The organism is Streptomyces carpinensis (genome assembly GCF_002154505.1).
Lineage (GTDB): Bacteria > Actinomycetota > Actinomycetes > Streptomycetales > Streptomycetaceae > Streptomyces > Streptomyces carpinensis.
This window is the reverse complement of the sequence record NZ_MUBM01000310.1, coordinates 1-15014: the sequence shown is the minus strand read 5'-3', so window position 1 is coordinate 15014 and position 15014 is coordinate 1. Positions and strand designations below refer to the sequence as shown.

Sequence of the window (15014 nt, the reverse complement as noted above, 5' to 3'; positions counted from 1 at the left end):
GACCGGGGAAGTGCCGACGCAGCGTGCCCAGATCGCGGACCCGGACATGCGAAACCGCCTCGATCAGCTGCTCCGTGAGAGCAGGGGAGGTCAGCGACCATTCATGGGTCCGCACCTCGGGCGACACGGCACACCCTCTTCGGCGGCGTTGGGCTACGGCGTTTTCCCACCCCATACCCGGTGCTACCTCATCGATTCGCGCGGGCGGCATGAGCGGTTCTGGTAAGGAGCGGTAAGGCGAGCGCGAAGGAAGATCACTACTCTGCATGAGTGGTCTCATACGACGTGAGCTGTGGGACGCGTTCCCCGTGGGACGCCGCGTGGAACTGCGCACGGGTGTGCCTGACGACGACCGCGTCACAAACGGTGATCAATGAACCGAGCGTACGGTTCGGGCTGCTGTGATCGCGGCACTGCTTTTGGGAGCGAGCACCACGCAGCCGGGCGATGTCGCATGCCTCAAGCTCGCCGGTGCGCGGATCCGTGGCTGCCTGGATCTCTCGGACGCAGAACTCGGTCAGGCCCTCCGGATCGAGGCGTGCTGGTTCGAGAAAGCGCCGAAGCCCCACGGGGCGTCGACCAGGACGACCCACATCCTGGACAGCTGGCTGCCCGGTCTCGACGCGCCGACGTCGGCGAACCCGCCGAGTGCCCTGTAGTCGCTGTTGAACCGCAGCACCGGTGCCGGTACGGCGGACAGGTCCATTGCTGGGGTGATCAGCGCGGTCAGTTCGAGCCGGGGACACGCCGCCCGGCTGGAGCGTGGAGAACACCACCCCCAAAAGCTCGGCGACGGCTCCTACTGGATGTTCCCGACCCTGACCGGAAACCACCCATTCATCGGTGCCACTGCTGCCGGTGAGGTTGCCCCGGTTCCTCGGGTCGGTGAAGTTCCAGCCGCCGCCCCCGGCTCCCGCGAACAGCCCAAAACAACTTCAGTAAGCATGAGCCAGACTCCGTTCGGGTGGCCAGCTGCGGCCGGTGGCGGGCGTTCGACGCCACAGTGCACACCTGCCGGACACCCCGGGTGCCGTGCAGTGCTCCAATCGCGGTAGGCAGTGGCCGGCGCGACGCTGCCCCTGGCGCCGAGCAAGGTGATCGTGCACAGGGGAAGACATGGGCCCGCACGCCGCCGCGCAGCGGCACAGCTGGGACAAACTCCTACCTCCTACCCGCCCAACAGTGGCTCCTGAAAAGCACCTCGAGCTCGAGCCGACGGGCGAGGACGAACGGCCCGCACGCCGCTCCCAGAACGCCGCAAGGGAACGCAACATCACCGCCGCCCGCCAGTTCCACGCCCGCGAAGGCCACCTCACAGTGCCGCGCCAGCACGTAGAGACCGTGGACTGGGCGGCGGTGGGCCTGGGCCAGTTTGTGAACGCCGACGGGCCGCAACACTCAGCCCACGCCGACGCACCGAACTCGATCAGTTGGAAATACGGTGGTAGCAGGAGGCTTGTGCGAGGTCGGGTCCGCGTCGACGTGAGCCGAAGCACGATAGTTGTCACTTCGGCAGGCTTGTTGTCACTATCCGGCGGCACGCCCTTGCCGATGCGACTTCCTCGAGCGCGTGTACGGGGGCAGCGGTGAGGTAATCCAGCCGACGTCTCGGCGACCAGGTTGTGGGTCAGGCGCGGTCCGGCTCAGCGGTGGCGCCGGTGTTGTCGGCGGGGATGGCGAACATGGTGCCCGCCTGAGTGGCCAGTGCGGCGAGGGCGGCCACGGCGAAGGCCATGAAACCGAGCGAGGGCAGCGCGAGGGCCAGGGCCAGGAAGAAGACGGCGGGTGCGGCCAGCCCCATGACCAGGCCGTCGAGGACGGCGATAGCCGCGTTCGGGCCGTGGGTGTGGTGGGTGAAGACGGCCATCACGACGCCGAACACGGGGAACGGAGAGAGGAGTCCGGCGAGGTGTGGCCCGATGACCGGGGCGAGGGCGATGATGCCCATCACCACCCCGGTGGCCACGATCATGCGCAGGGGGAGGTCCCAGCCAGGAGGGTTCGCCGCTTCGACCGGCTCGTCGGTGGTGCGGCCGGTGCGGCGGGTGAGCGCGAACCCGGCGACCAAGGCCGCGAGGACGAGCAGGAACGTGGAGATGGCGGGCCAGTTCAGGCAGGCCAGGACAGTGGTGGCTGCGGCGAACGCCACGCAGCCAGCGGTGAAGGCGGCGGATATGCCGCGGTGCGCGAGGGCGCGGTAGGCAAGGGCGAAGGCGAGTTGGGAGATGGTGCCGGCGAGCATGCCGATGGCGGCGTGCCCGGCGAAGGCAGTGCCGTGGTCGGTGGCGAGGAAGAACGCGACGGGTCCGGAGGTCAGGGGCAGGGCGACGAGCCAGCCGCCGACCTGGTGGCCCCAGCGGCGCCCGGCCAGGCTGGCACCACCGATCAGCAGCGGGGTGACCACGACCTTGACCGCAACGTTCTGCACGGGGAATCTCTCCTGCTTCCGGGTGCCGGGCAACGCGGTGCCCGCGTTGGTTGTGGGGCTCATGCAACGTAACAAGCCCGCCGCAGCGGATCGCTCGCCGGTCAGGGCGCGAAGAGGGTGCTGGACAGGGCGACGCAGACGGCGGTCCCGGCGAAGACGCTGAGCAGGGCATTACGGCGCCACAAGTGCAGGCCGACCGTGACCGCCAGGCCGACGAGCGGCGCGAGCACGCGTACCTGGGTCAGGGGCAGGGTGCGCAGGGTGTAGAGGCTGAGGATCACCATCACGCCGGCGGGCATGCGGCTGCTGAGGTAGTGGATGGCCCTGCTGGAGCGCAGGGGTTCCAGGGCAGTGAAGGGCAGGGCTCGCAGTGCCCAGGTGATGGCGCAGCAGACGGCGGCAACAGCAATCAGGTAGCGGCTCTCAGGCATCGGCGGGCCCCCGGCGGGTGGTGAAGTGGCGAGCCAGCAGGGCAGCGGTGAAGAGGCAGAACGCGGTGAGCAGCATCTGGCCGGGGGTGATCAGGCGGGCGATCAGTGCGGCGAGCAGGGCCAGGAGCGGGGTGGGCAGGTCGTCGCGGCGGTCGCGGATGCCGTCCAGGGCCAGGACGACGAGCAGGGCGGTCATGGCGAAGTCCAGGCCGGTGATGCGCGGCGGGATCAGCGAGCCGACCAGGGCGCCGGTGAGGGAGCCGGCCACGCAGTACGCGTGGTTGAACGCCTGGAAGGACACGATGCGCGCGCTGGACCAGGTGCGGGCCTGCCCGCCGGTGGTCATGGCGTACGCCTCGTCGCTCAGCGCGAAGCTGCTGTAGAGCCTGGCCAGGCGACCGTTGACCCGGTGCAGCGGGAAGGACAGGGCGTAGAAGGCGTGGCGGCCGTTGACCAGCAGCGTGGTCAGTCCGACCGTGACCAGCGGCGTGATCGCAAGCACCATGGGGACGAGCAGGAACTCCAGCGTGCCGGTGTACATCACGGCGGAGTACATCGGCGCCGACCACCAGGGCAGTCCGGAGTGGGTGACCAGCATCCCGAAGGCGAGGCCCATTGGAACCAGGCCCAGGCCCACGGAGGCGGAGTCCTTGAGTGCCGCCGTCATCTCGGGGCGTATGCGCGCCCTGGACGGCGCAGAGGCAGGCCGAAGCTGGTCGGCCGCGGCGACCGGAGGTGTTCCCATGCCGCAATGTTAGGAAGAATCGGTCCTAATTTGGTTGCCGATCACTGGCCTAGAATGCGCCTGTGCGCAATGAAGTGAGAATAGATGTCGGTCGATCGTCAAATTTTGTTGCATCTGCGTCAGGACGGTCGGCTGACGAACGTCGAGGTCGCCAGGCGGGTCGGCCTCACGCCACCGTCGTGCCTGCGCCGGGTCAAGCGCCTGGAGGAGGCCGGCATCATCGCCGGCTACCGCGCCGTCATCGACCCCGAAGCGATGGGCCGCGGCATGGAGGTCCTCGTCGACATCGAGATCTACGCCCAGGACCGCAAGACCATCGAGGAGTTCGAGGCCACCATCGCCTCCTACGACGAAGTCGTCGAGTTCCGCCGCCTGTACGGCAGCCCCCACTACTTCGTCCGCATCGCCGTCGCCGACAACGCCGCCTACGAGACCTTCCTCATGGACAAGCTCACCGGCCACCCCGCCGTACAGCACCTCGAATCCCACCTCACCATGAAAACCATCAAGTCCGAGAGCTGACCCGGGCGAGGACCACACCCACCTCGGCGCCCATGCCGTCTCCGGTGACAGAAAGACTGCCGACTGAGCACCTGCGACAAACCGGATGCCCTGCCTGTGACAGTCGACCGTTTCCACTCACCAGCTCATCGGGTTCCGCTGGTGACAACTCCTGAGCTCCGGCTCACCGGAAACTGAGACAGAGCCCCACGACGCCCATCAGTACGAGCCGGTAGCAGCGCGAGCGGGCCGTCGCGGTCGCGCTCGAGGCGCTGCGCACGGCGTGCGGGCACAGTCGCGGGCTGGCCGCACAGTTGGCCCGTGAGTACAACGGTGTTCCCCGCAGCTGGCAGCGCGCCGTGACGAGGCCCGCGAGCGGTACGAAGCCGAACAGGGGTGAGGGGCTCTCGAGCCCGGTATCGTAGGCGGGCTTTGGGGCGCTATGGGATGGTATGGGCCTCCTGGCAGACCGCGGCGTGGACGCTACGGATGAGGTGCTGTTGTGCCTCGGTGAGCCCGCACACAGTGGGCTTTCCGTTGCTGGGGTCGATCTGGGTGCCGCAGATGGCCAGGTTGCCGAAGAGACACTCCTCGGGGCCACCCAGAGCTGCCGCGAGGCGGCTGCCAGTATGGTTCGCCGGCTGGCTCCGGCCTGCCGGATAAGAAATGTTGCCGACCTGGCCTTGAAGGCCGCGGCCGCCCCATGTCTCGCGCTGGATAGTGATCGCTGAGGGACCCCCGTCGTGTGGGCCGGTGTCCTGGGACATCTGGTCCGGGACACCGATGCGGAACTCCAGTGGGCCGTCGGGGCGTAGCAGTGCGTAAACGCCGGACATGATGGTGCTCCTCTGACACGGCAGGACGCTCTCCTGCCGTGTTCCAGGCACGAGCAGCCGTATGCCTTGTTCGGACCAATGAGGTCCGAGCGGTCCTACAACGACTGCCTTGACCGCGGTGGTGGCCAGTGCTCCTTCCACCGAGCGGGCCGTACAGGCCCAGCACCTCTATGGCCCGGTCGGGCCGGCGCAGGGCGTGGATGGCGGCAGACAGGGCGCTGCGGAGCATGCCCATGACGGCCGCGGCCTCCAGACCGTGGCCGACGACGTCACCCACGGCGAGGGAGAAGCCGTCGGGCAGGTCCACCACGTCGTACCAGTCCCGCACCCATTGAGGCCTTTGGCGGCGGGCAGGCAGCACACCGCGATGTTGCGGTGCCCCAGGAGGTCCGGGGCCTGCAGCATGGCCTCCTGGAGGGTGACGGCGACCTCCCGTTGCCTGGCGTGGGCCTGCCGCAACTGTGGCGTTCCTGGACTGCGGGGATGAAAGCGTCCCAGTGCATGCACATGGCGTTCTCCAAGTGGCCGGCCACCGGTGGATCCCGCCGGTCAAGGGGCGGTGGTGGCATGGACGGGGTGTCCTTGTTCGGTCCAGATGGTCTTTCCCGTGGGGGGTGTGGCGGGTGCCCCACCGGTCGGACAACTGTCCGACGAGCAGCAGCCTCGACCAGGTGTTCGACGATCCGCTGGTCCCAGTCGTCACGGCCGAGGTGCGTGTCGCCGTTGGTCACCCTTCACCTAGATGACGCCCTCGTCCATCTTCAGCAGCGACACGTCGAAGGTGCCGCCATCGAGGTCGAAAACGAGGACCGTCTGGTCGTTCTCCTTGTCCAGCCCGTACGCCAGCGCGGCCGCGGTCGGCTCGTTGATGATCCTCAGCACGTTCAGGCCCGCGATCTCCCCGGCCTCTTTCGTCGCCTGCCGCTGGGCGTCGTCGAAGTACGCGGGCACGGTGATCACGGCGTCGGTGACGTCCTGCCCCAGGTATGCCTCCGCGTCCCGCTTGAGCTTCTGCAGCACGCGCGCGGAGGTCTCCTGCGCCGTGTATCGCTTGCCGTCGATGCCGTCGTCACGGCCTGCCGCTTGGCGACCTCCCCGACGAGCACCTCGCCGTTCTTGGCGAAGGCCACGACCGACGGGGTGGTCCGCGCGCCCTCCGTATTGGTGATGACGGTGGGCTCGCCGCCCTCGAGGACCGAGACCACCGAGTTCGTCGTGCCGAGGTCGATGCCGACCGAGCGCGCCATCTGCCTTCTCCCTCCTCACCCATTGCTCTGCTTCCCGTTGCTCGGGGAGTCACTGGGATGTCCGCTGCCACCGGACGGGACCGGCGAGCAGCGGCGGCTCGGGGCGGACGGCCCCGAGCACCACGAGGTACGGCCGCGCGGGCCTGAGCGGCCGCGCGGAGACAGGCCCGCGGTCGCATGCCCGCTCAGCCATCCGCTCGTACGTCTGGTCATAGGCCGCGCGCAGGACCGGATCGCGGAGCGTCTCGTACGCTGCCCGCACCTCGCCGAACCGTTCGGCGGTGGCCGCATCCACGTGGGTGTCCGGGCGCAGTTCCCGCACCCGGGCGCGGAAGGCGGAGGTGATCACATCGGCCGTCGCCGAGGGCTCCACCCCAAGCACTGCGTACAGGTCCGCTCCCTGCTCCCACGCCTGCACCCCGGCCACCTTCTCCCCTGCTGCGAGCTGCAGCTTCACCCTTACTTGCCTCTAGTCCCCAAATAAAACTTGAGTCCGTTCTTGTCAAGGATTGGTCTGGGGAGGTATAGGGGTTCTCAGAGGCATTCCGGGCTCCCGGAGCCCGGACGGGCAGACCGCCGGCAGGCGGTCGTACCAGGCGAAAGGAGTTGCACGATGGCTGCTCTCATCCGCACGGACCCCTTCCGGGACCTCGACCGGCTCACTCAGCAGATGTTCGGCACCCTCGCCCGGCCGGCCGTCATGCCGATCGACGCCTATCAGAGCGGCGATGCCTTCGTCGTCCACTTCGACCTGCCCGGCGTCGATCTTGACAGCGTCGATCTCAACGTGGAGCGCAACGTGCTGACCGTGCGAGCCGAGCGGCCCGGCCCGGACGCCAAGGAGCGCGACCTGCTGGTCGCCGAGCGGCCCCACGGCGTCTTGAGCCGCCAACTGCTGCTGGGCGACGCGCTGGACCTGGAGAAGATCACCGCCCACTACGACGCGGGCGTGCTCACTTTGAACATCCCTGTGATGAGGGAGGCCAAGCCTCGCCGCATCGAGATCAGCCGCAAGGACGCGGAGTCGAAGCAGATCGAGAGCTGAGGCTCCGCACGGGATACAGAAGCAGGAGACCGCAGCATCGACGACCTGGCCTCGGACCGCCGCACGCACCCCGATCGCCGTGCGTGCGGCGGCCCGCGGCAGGCGCTGAGCGGCAGGAGTGAGGACCATGGCTCTGTTCCTCGCCTCGCACTGGGAGAACGGCTGGGCCGTGACGGAGATCAATGGGTCCCTGGACACCAACACGGCCCGGGAACTGTGTGACTTCGTGGCCACCATCACCGCCAGGCACCGGCATTTGCTCAACCTGATCGTGGACCTGTCCGATCTGACCTGGGCCGATACCGAGGGCCTGCGTGCCTTGGTGTCCGTCCGTGCGTTGCTGGAGGAGGACGAGGGTGAGCTGCGCCTGGTCTGTCCCGAAGGACGGGTGGCGCGGCTCCTGCACAGCAGCGGACTCGCCCAGGCCCTGCCCGTCTACCTCTCCCTCGATGCCGCCCTGGCAGCGCCCCGCACCACACTCGCCCACCGGATGGGAGGTGCTATGCCGTGATCACCCAACTTGCCGTCGAACGTGTCGAGTTCGCCTGTGGCTCGTGCTGGCACCGCTGGAGCGTCGACTACGACGTGCAGCGCTACCGGGACGCGCTCGATGCCGAGTGGGAGGTTTTCTACCGCGACAACACTGCGGTTGCCTCCCCGTACACCCCGCAAGGCGCTCCGCCCTGCGAACACTGCGGCCGACGCTGGGTCGGACGCCTCGTGGCCCGCCGCCCCGTGCCCCTGCCCGGCGGCACCGGAGCACCGCGCAGCCCCGTCCCGGCCGAAGGCGGCCACCGCCCCGAGCGGCACACCGCGCAAATGCTGCATGCCGCCGGCCCCCCTCAGCCGCCATCGCAAGCCGATCAGCCGCCCACAGAACTCTCCTGATCGGCCAGTCCGGCTCGGGCCGTGTGCGAGACGGCCACCGCACGCGTCTCGCCCCGACCCTCCGCGCGGCTCGCACCGCACGGTGGGAGGGGGCACCGTCCGGACATGATCTCGATGCGGCAAGGTTTGGTGGTTTCCGCCTTCGGCACCTTGACGATCAGCACACCGCCCTCGAGTGTGCCCCCACGCTTTCGGCAAACCAGGTCAAGGTGGCGGTCAGCCGGTAGCGGTCGCCCGGCTGCCCGGGGATCACGGCCGGCGATGTCCAGGACGTCACGGACACCCTCCCGGGCGTGGTCGGCGGGTCGTCCTGGTGTCGGGCGACAGGCGGGCGGGCCACGACTTGCCGGTCACCTGAGGTCTGCAAGGGCGTCGGCCAGTTCGACGCCCTCTGACTCATCCACCCCCAAGGCCAGGAAGGCGTCGACGGCCGGGGCGGCGGCCAGCCGTGCCTGCCAGGTGCGCACGACGTCGTGCAGAGGCGAGCGGCTCACCGTACTCGGCGGTGACCTCCCGGTCCAGTTGCGCCGCTTCCCTCAAGTGGCGAGACCCGCGTGTGCCGATGCTCGGTCAACGGTTCCGTGTCTGCAGACAGGCAGTATCGGTGAGCGGACCCGGTGCAGGCGAACAGCCGAGGGATGCCTCGGCGGTCGGCGCGAACGCTTAGCGCACCGCGCGACAAGTACAGGGTGAGACCGCCGCCGGGCGGTCGGAGACGGAGACTTCGTGGAACCGGATCACAAGAACCAGGGCAGCGATGACGAGGACGCCCTGCTGATATGTGCTGTGGGCGACCCGGCCGCGTTCACACCACTGGTGGAGCAGTTCTCGCCCGCCCTGCACGGTTACTTCGCCCGGCGCGCGCCCGCCGCTGCCGACGACCTGCTGGCCGAGGCCTGGCTGCAGGCCTTCGCGGCACGCCGCACCTTCGACGCCTCACGCGGATCGGCTCGGGGATGGCTGTTCGGGGTGGCCCGCAACGTCCTGGCCGGCCACGTCCGGCGGGCCGGGCGGGCAACCGCCGCAGCCGGCCCCGTCGAGCTCGACCCGTGGCAGGCGGTGGACGAGCGCCTGGACGCCGCTGCCCTGGCACCTGAACTGCGCCGGGCACTGGCCGATCTGCCCACTGAGGAGCGGGAGTTGTTGCTGCTGGTGTCCTGGGAGGAGCTGACGCCGACGGAAGCCGCGGCTGTGGTCGGGATCCCCGCCGGCACGGCTCGCTCCCGTCTGCACCGCGCACGCGGCCGGCTGCGCGCACACCTCGCCCCTGTCCACCACCTGACCTTGGCGCCCGCCACCGCCGTACGTGCGGACCGGAAGGAATCGGCATGACCCAGCGACAGGAACTCCTCGATTTCCCCGGCGCTGAGGCGCTCCAGGCCGCGGGCCGCGTCGAGCCCCCGGCTCCGCAAGCCGTCGCCCAGGCGCTGGCAGCGGTCCAGGCCGCCGCCCACCAGGACTCCCCGCAACCTCCCGTGGTGGCTTCCCCCGGGCGGCGCCGCCTCGCCCATGGCCGACGGATCCTGGCGACAGCGGTCGCGGCGGCCGCCATCGCAGCGGGAGTGGTCGCGTACAACGCCACGGAGGCCGATCAGCCCGTCGGCCACCCCAAGCACCAGGCACAGGCCGTTTCCGCCGCCACGTTCCTGGACCACACCGCGGACGTGGCCTACGCCAGGCCGGCCTCCAGCGCGCGGTACTGGAAGGTGCGGTCGAAGGCCAGCCACACGGGAGCCAAACCGTCCCCCGCGATCGACTGTTACTACGCTCGCTCCATGGACGCCGTCTACATCGTCACGGGCGGCCGGACGCACAAGAAGCCCGGCACCTTCGGCTGGCGCCTGGGGCCCAAGGAGCTGCACAGCTGGAACGACCTGGACCGACTCCCCACCGACCCGGCACAGCTGCTCACAGTCATGAACAGCTCCAAGGAATACGCCGGCCAGTCCGCCTTCCTCCAGGCCGGCGCCCTCCTCGGGGAGTCCCCCGCCGGGCCCAAGCTGCGCGCCGGGCTGTATCGGGCCCTCGCCCGTCTCCACGGGGTCAAGCTCGTCGGCACGGTGAAGGACAGTGCCGGCCGCACCGGCACGGAACTGGTCTTCAGTGGCGTCGTCAGCACCGACCGCATGGTGATCGACCCCAAGACCAGCGCCCTGCTGGAGACCAGCAGCGTCAGTACCAAGGGCAGCGACCGCGGCAAAACCACGCGCGTCACCTACCTGTCCGTCGGCCCCACCGACAAGATCGGCTGACCTTCCCGTTTCATCCTTGGCCCCGCCGACAAGATCGGCTCACCTTCCCGTTTCATCCTTGAATCGACGCCCCGGGGCTGAGAACGACCCGGGGCGCCGCAAGCGAACACCGACGACGGGCCCTCCCGCTTCGGGCCGCTGTCGCCCATGACCGGACCCGTACGTCCGCCAGAGCGCGACGATCAGCGCGGCGGGCCGTGCGCCGGGCCCAACCACGGCAGCGCACGGCGCGCTCCTCAATCGCCGGTCGCCAGGTCCAACGCGCCCATCGTGACCGAGCCCGGGCTCGCCTTCCTCCAAGACGCGCGCCGCCTGACCCGCTTCTCACTCCTATACCCGGACATCGCGACCTGACCTCGCCCAGGCGGCCGGTCGGGCGCCGGTCAGTCCGCCTGACACGCACCCTTCCGAGCGTCGGCCAGCACCTCGGCAAGTTCGTCGGCGACCGCGAAGGCGTCGTCGGCGACGCCCGGCAGTCTGAGCGTGGGGGCCGCGCCTGGCGGCCGCGGTCGGCATCCCCCGGCCGCCTGCACCGTCGAGACGGAACGGCTGGTCCACCTGGGCGCGCGGGCCGCCGCGCAGCGGCACGTCTGGGACAAGCTGCTACCCGCGCAGCGGTGGGAAAACACGCTCGGACTGGAGCCGGCGGGCGAGGATGAACGGCCCAGACGCCGGCCGCAGACCGCGGCGTGGGAACGCAACAATCGCCGTCCATGGGGAGGCGGTGGGACTTGGCCAGTTCGTGAACAATGCACGCCGGAGGGCCGCAACACTCAGCCCACAACGACGCGCCGACCTCGACGAGCTCGGCGCGCGCTGGTAGCGGACTGGCTGCCTCGGAGTCTCCTTGGACCGGAGGTAGGACCATCCCAGCGGGCTCGGGGAGCACCGCCAAGCCGGGACCGAACGCGCCGGCGATTGGGGACTATCCCCCGCAGCAGTGGGGAGCACAAACGCAGGTGGCCCCTGACCGGCGCATGCCGGACAGGGGCCCTTTGACGACGGTCAGGCTATGCCGACCGGCCTACTGCGTCAGCCGTCGTTCTCGGCCGACGGGAGGTTGGCGCCGGGGACATCCTTGGGCGCGTACATCTTCTTGTCACCCGGGTAGGGCTTGTTGAAGTTGTGGGTGTCGTACCAGGTGTAGCGGTCCATCTGCTCGTTGTTGGCGTAGTCCGGCACTGCGTTGTCGCCGGTCAGACGCTGCTTGGACAGCCACTTCTTCCACTCGTCGGCAAGCGGCTGCTGCGACGCCGGGATCGCCACCGAGGTGGGCGCGGGCGCCGCCGCCGGGTTCTGCGGGGCGGGGGTGTCCGTACCGCAGCTGGGCGCCGGGTTCACGCCGAGGGTCAGCGAGGTCCGGTTGGCCACGGAGTTGAACGGCGTGAAGTCGGGCTTGTTCGTGAACGCGTCGGCCATCGGGGTGGCCGCGGTGTCCATCTGGTTCATCGGGTGGATCCCGAGGATCTGCTCGATGGTGCGGACCATCGTGACCTGCGAGTAGTAGTGGCTGTCGACCGTGCCGTGGTTGGCGTACGGGCTGATGATCTGGACCGGCGCACGGTGGCCGTCGACGTGGTCCGAGCCGGCCTGGGAGTCGTCCTCGACGATGAAGATCGCCGAGTCCTTCCAGTACTTGCTGTGCGTGATCGTGTCGACCATGCGGCCGACCGCGAGGTCGTTGTCGGCGACCTGGGCGGCGGAGTTCGCCGGGCCACCGGTGTGGTCGTTGGAGTACCAGAACATGTTCAGGTCGGCAGGACCGTTCTTCTTGAAGTCCTGCTCCCAGACCTGCTCCTTGTAGACGTCCGGCACGCTGGTGTCGAACTTCGGGAAGCCCTGCACCGAGACGTCGTTGAGCGAGGGGATCGCCGAACCCGTCTTGATGGGGTACTTGGACGGCGAGCCGGTCGCGGCCATGTCCTTGCTGTCGCAGTACAGGTTCTGCCAGCTCGAACCCGACGGCTTCTGCTCCAGCGTCTGGAACTCGCCGAAGTCCTTGACGGACTTGCCGGCGGCCTTGGCACCAGTCCAGATGAAGCCGGACTTCTGGTGGCCCAGAACGTCGTCCTCGGTGTCGTAGGAGCGCGTGTACTCACCGGCCGAGGACTCGGTGTACTCCGGGTTGTCCGCCTGGTTCAGCCAGTTGTGGCCCTCGGCGGAGTTCGTGCCCATGTCGTAGAAGTTGTCGTACAGGCCGAACTGCTTGGCCAGCGCGTGCTGGTTGGGCGTGACGTTCTCACCGAACTGGGTCAGCGAGGGATCGCCGTTGCCCTGCGGGATGTCGCCGAAAACCTGGTCGTAGGTGCGGTTCTCCTTGACCAGGTAGAAGACGTGCTTGATCGTCGAGGGGTCGCCGAGGCGCGCCGGGACCGGCACCGCGGGCACCTTGCCGTTGTTCTCGGACAGCTTGAGCGAGTCGCCGCTCCAGCCGTTCATCTGGAACACCTTGGGCGTGTACGACTTGACGACGTCGTCGCTCGGCAGGGTGAACGTGGTCAGGCTGGACGTGGTGTCGTGGGTGCCGTGCTTGGAGGGGTTACGGCGGGCGTCTATGCCACGGGTGTTGGAGACGACGATCTTCCCGCCGACCTGGGCGATCTCCGAGGGGAAGTAGTCCGTCGGGAGCAGGCCGACGTAGCGGGCGGGCGTCGCCGCACCCGAGTAGCGGTAGACCGCGACGGCGTTGGCGCGGCCCAGGGTCACCAGCAGACGGCCGTCGTCGGTGAGGATGACGGCGTTGGGCTCGTAGCCGACCGAGGACTCGGCCCACGGCTGGGTGGAGATGGTCTGCACGACCTTGTCGCTCTTGGAGTCGATGATGGAGACGCTGTTGTCGGCGGTGTTGGTGACGAACACCACGCCGTTCTTCTCGTACACGGCGGTCGGGTGCAGACCGACGTCGATGGTGCCCACGGCGGCGGACGCGTCGGCGGTGTTGATGACGCTGACCGTGCCGGTGGTGGAGGCGCCGGTCTCCCGGTCGGCCGGGACCTGGGTGCCGTAGGAGTTGATGGTGGTCTCGCCGGCCTTGGCCGGGCGGCCACCCTCGTTGGAGACGTACAGCTTGCCGCCGACCAGGGCCAGGCCGCGCGGGGCGGTGCCGGTGGTCCAGGTCGCTGTGACGGTGCCAGTGGCGGCGTCGATGGCGACGACCTTGTTCTGGCCGTTGACCGCGCCGTACACGGTGGAGCCGTCGGCGGAGAACACCGCGGCACCGGCCAGGGCCTGGTGGCCGCTGACGGTCGGGATGTTCACGGCGACCGGGTTGGCCAGAGTGCCGTCGGCGTTGACGGTGAACTTGGTGTAACCGGTGGCCTGGCCCAGCCACAGCGACTTGCCGTCGGGCGAGTAGGTCGGGCCTTCCTGGCCCACGGCGCTGCTGCTGATGCGCAGGTCGTCGGCCGCGTTGGTGCCGATCTTCTGCGCCACCTTGCCGGTGTCCAGGTCCATGATCACCAGGGCGGCGTCGCCGTCAGTGACCGAGGCGGCCAAGTGCTTGCCGTCCGGGCTGACGACCGACGACATGATCTTGCCGTCGTTGATGACCGTGCGGTCACCGTAGGGCTGGATGTACTGGTCGTCGGAGACGACCTGACCGTGGTCGGTGACCTGGCCAACCTGCTGGGTGCCGAACTGGGCCGTCGAGGCGACTGCCGTGCCGGTGACACCGAGGGCGACCGCGATACCGGCAGTCACCATCATGGTCCGACGGCCGACGAGTCTGCCGAAGAGGTTGACCTGCTCCCTCTGCTGAACCCGGCGCTGTCGTGCAACCTGCATGGAACTATCCCTTCGAGGTGGTGTCGAGCAGTTCGACGTTGCCGTCGAACTGCCAGAGCGGATTCGGGGCGTCTCCGGTCGAAGTCCGCAGCAGGAAGTAGCCGTTCACTTCCTTGGGACCGTCACCGTCGGCCACGAACCGCCCGTCTGAGGTGATGTCGATCTGGTAAATCGCCGTCCCCGTGACTGCGACGCCTGGCAGATGCCAACTGACAACGCACCGCCAGTCGTTGCCTGCGCCCTCCTGAGCTCCCTTGCCCGCGCTTTTGGCGCACGTCGCCGTGGTGCGCAGTTGCGCCTCCGTGACGGCGGGGCGATGCAGTTGGTCGGTCTGCATGCGATAGAGGTGGGCGAAGGCCGTTGCGACGGAGCGCTGTACCTTGCCCTGCTCGATCCCGGAACCCATGGAAGATGTGGATACGGCTACTGCCGCGACGCTCAGGGCGGTCAGCCCCACCAGCGGCAGCAGCCCGACGGTGAGCGCGCGGCGCCCGGAACCGTCGTAGGCGAGATTGGTGAAGTCCCGCCGCTGGAACAGCACATACGCCAGCACGGTCGCAAGGACCGCCCACGCCAGGCTGACCGCGACGGCGATCAGCAGCGGGGCGAGTTGCTGCGGGCTGGTGAACAGTCCGTTCCAGGAGATGAAGGCGTAGCTGGGCAGGGCGATGCGGACGGCCACGGGGAGCGGCAGCATCTGGGCGACCGCCATCGCGAGCGAGAGGAGCACGGGCAGCAGCAGCCCCATCGGGGAGCGTCCCAGCGTGACCGACCCGAGGAAGCCGAACCCGGCGAGCGCCAGGGTCGGAGCGAGGACGCAGATCCAGGAGAGCAGGACCTGAACGGCGGCGTCCGACG

13 protein-coding genes and 3 pseudogenes are annotated in these 15014 nt (G+C 68.9%); 6 read left to right on the top strand and 10 right to left on the bottom strand.

All coding sequences use genetic code 11. From position 1 onward, the window contains the following. Positions 1 to 517 precede the first annotated feature (517 nt). The 4 genes from BZY54_RS35485 to BZY54_RS35470 form a co-directional block, all read right to left on the bottom strand. Positions 518 to 706 carry a hypothetical protein gene (locus BZY54_RS35485; RefSeq protein ID WP_086729432.1) on the bottom strand — a complete coding sequence of 63 codons (189 nt, stop codon included), beginning with the start codon at positions 704 to 706 and terminating at the stop codon, positions 518 to 520. A gap of 921 nt (positions 707 to 1627) precedes the next feature. Further along, positions 1628 to 2491 (bottom strand): hypothetical protein, encoded by an 864-nt coding sequence (locus tag BZY54_RS54860; RefSeq protein WP_143668186.1) that lies wholly within the window; start codon positions 2489 to 2491, stop codon positions 1628 to 1630. A 38-nt stretch (positions 2492 to 2529) separates the two neighbouring features. After that, positions 2530 to 2859: a branched-chain amino acid transporter permease gene (locus BZY54_RS35475; RefSeq protein WP_086729430.1), complete on the bottom strand. Its 330-nt coding sequence runs from the start codon at positions 2857 to 2859 to the stop codon at positions 2530 to 2532. Continuing rightward, entirely contained in the window at positions 2852 to 3604 is a 753-nt protein-coding gene (locus BZY54_RS35470; RefSeq protein WP_167414131.1) for an AzlC family ABC transporter permease, read from the bottom strand. The genes BZY54_RS35475 and BZY54_RS35470 overlap by 8 nt, the downstream gene beginning before the upstream one ends. An 84-nt stretch (positions 3605 to 3688) precedes the next feature. On the opposite strand from BZY54_RS35470, the gene BZY54_RS35465 reads away from it, so the two are divergent. Then, positions 3689 to 4126 carry an Lrp/AsnC family transcriptional regulator gene (locus BZY54_RS35465; protein ID WP_244217498.1) on the top strand — a complete coding sequence of 146 codons (438 nt, stop codon included), beginning with the start codon at positions 3689 to 3691 and terminating at the stop codon, positions 4124 to 4126. Positions 4127 to 5040: 914 nt separating this feature from the next. Here the strand turns inward: BZY54_RS35465 and BZY54_RS53915 are convergent. The 3 genes and pseudogenes from BZY54_RS53915 to BZY54_RS35450 all read right to left on the bottom strand — a co-directional run. Next, positions 5041 to 5403: pseudogene (locus BZY54_RS53915) on the bottom strand (PP2C family protein-serine/threonine phosphatase); the annotation flags it as partial. Positions 5404 to 5603: 200 nt separating this feature from the next. Continuing rightward, positions 5604 to 6188: pseudogene (locus tag BZY54_RS35455) on the bottom strand (Hsp70 family protein); the annotation flags it as partial. Between the two features lie 49 nt (positions 6189 to 6237). Further along, the gene (locus tag BZY54_RS35450) at positions 6238 to 6645 is read right to left on the bottom strand and encodes a J domain-containing protein (RefSeq protein WP_244217497.1); all 408 of its coding nucleotides are present in this window, start codon (positions 6643 to 6645) and stop codon (positions 6238 to 6240) included. Positions 6646 to 6801: 156 nt separating this feature from the next. Between BZY54_RS35450 and BZY54_RS35445 the strand changes: the two genes are divergently transcribed. The 3 genes from BZY54_RS35445 (at position 6802) to BZY54_RS35435 (ending at position 8121) form a co-directional block, all read left to right on the top strand. Beyond that, the gene (locus BZY54_RS35445) at positions 6802 to 7233 is read left to right on the top strand and encodes an Hsp20/alpha crystallin family protein (protein ID WP_086729427.1); all 432 of its coding nucleotides are present in this window, start codon (positions 6802 to 6804) and stop codon (positions 7231 to 7233) included. A 127-nt stretch (positions 7234 to 7360) separates the two neighbouring features. Then, positions 7361 to 7744, top strand: a complete 384-nt coding sequence (locus BZY54_RS35440; RefSeq protein ID WP_086729426.1) for an STAS domain-containing protein — start codon at positions 7361 to 7363, stop codon at positions 7742 to 7744. Then, on the top strand, positions 7741 to 8121 hold the full coding sequence (locus BZY54_RS35435) for a hypothetical protein (RefSeq protein WP_086729425.1): 381 nt from the start codon (positions 7741 to 7743) through the stop codon (positions 8119 to 8121). Before BZY54_RS35440 ends, BZY54_RS35435 begins: the two co-directional genes overlap by 4 nt. Positions 8122 to 8471: 350 nt before the next feature. Here BZY54_RS35435 and BZY54_RS51170 read toward each other — a convergent pair whose 3' ends face one another. Next, the gene (locus BZY54_RS51170) at positions 8472 to 8615 is read right to left on the bottom strand and encodes a hypothetical protein (protein ID WP_158103965.1); all 144 of its coding nucleotides are present in this window, start codon (positions 8613 to 8615) and stop codon (positions 8472 to 8474) included. A 232-nt stretch (positions 8616 to 8847) separates the two neighbouring features. Here BZY54_RS51170 and BZY54_RS35430 point away from each other — a divergent pair, with 232 nt between their 5' ends. Both BZY54_RS35430 and BZY54_RS35425 read left to right on the top strand, forming a co-directional pair. Beyond that, positions 8848 to 9453 (top strand): RNA polymerase sigma factor, encoded by a 606-nt coding sequence (locus tag BZY54_RS35430; protein ID WP_244217496.1) that lies wholly within the window; start codon positions 8848 to 8850, stop codon positions 9451 to 9453. After that, positions 9450 to 10373 (top strand): hypothetical protein, encoded by a 924-nt coding sequence (locus tag BZY54_RS35425; protein ID WP_086729424.1) that lies wholly within the window; start codon positions 9450 to 9452, stop codon positions 10371 to 10373. Before BZY54_RS35430 ends, BZY54_RS35425 begins: the two co-directional genes overlap by 4 nt. A 1032-nt stretch (positions 10374 to 11405) precedes the next feature. On the opposite strand, the gene BZY54_RS35420 is transcribed toward BZY54_RS35425, so the two are convergent. Both BZY54_RS35420 and BZY54_RS35415 read right to left on the bottom strand, forming a co-directional pair. Beyond that, positions 11406 to 14156, bottom strand: a complete 2751-nt coding sequence (locus BZY54_RS35420; RefSeq protein WP_086729423.1) for an alkaline phosphatase family protein — start codon at positions 14154 to 14156, stop codon at positions 11406 to 11408. A 4-nt stretch (positions 14157 to 14160) separates the two neighbouring features. Then, positions 14161 to 15014, bottom strand: a pseudogene (locus BZY54_RS35415) (ABC transporter permease); the annotation flags it as partial.

Coding starts and splice junctions, on each gene's coding strand:
- BZY54_RS35485 (WP_086729432.1), bottom strand. CDS start 706: ATGGACCTGTCCGCCGTACCGGCACCGGTGCTGCGGTTCAACAGCGAC.
- BZY54_RS54860 (WP_143668186.1), bottom strand. CDS start 2,491: ATGAGCCCCACAACCAACGCGGGCACCGCGTTGCCCGGCACCCGGAAG.
- BZY54_RS35420 (WP_086729423.1), bottom strand. CDS start 14,156: ATGCAGGTTGCACGACAGCGCCGGGTTCAGCAGAGGGAGCAGGTCAAC.
- BZY54_RS35475 (WP_086729430.1), bottom strand. CDS start 2,859: ATGCCTGAGAGCCGCTACCTGATTGCTGTTGCCGCCGTCTGCTGCGCC.
- BZY54_RS35470 (WP_167414131.1), bottom strand. CDS start 3,604: ATGGGAACACCTCCGGTCGCCGCGGCCGACCAGCTTCGGCCTGCCTCT.
- BZY54_RS35465 (WP_244217498.1), top strand. CDS start 3,689: ATGTCGGTCGATCGTCAAATTTTGTTGCATCTGCGTCAGGACGGTCGG.
- BZY54_RS35440 (WP_086729426.1), top strand. CDS start 7,361: ATGGCTCTGTTCCTCGCCTCGCACTGGGAGAACGGCTGGGCCGTGACG.
- BZY54_RS35445 (WP_086729427.1), top strand. CDS start 6,802: ATGGCTGCTCTCATCCGCACGGACCCCTTCCGGGACCTCGACCGGCTC.
- BZY54_RS35425 (WP_086729424.1), top strand. CDS start 9,450: ATGACCCAGCGACAGGAACTCCTCGATTTCCCCGGCGCTGAGGCGCTC.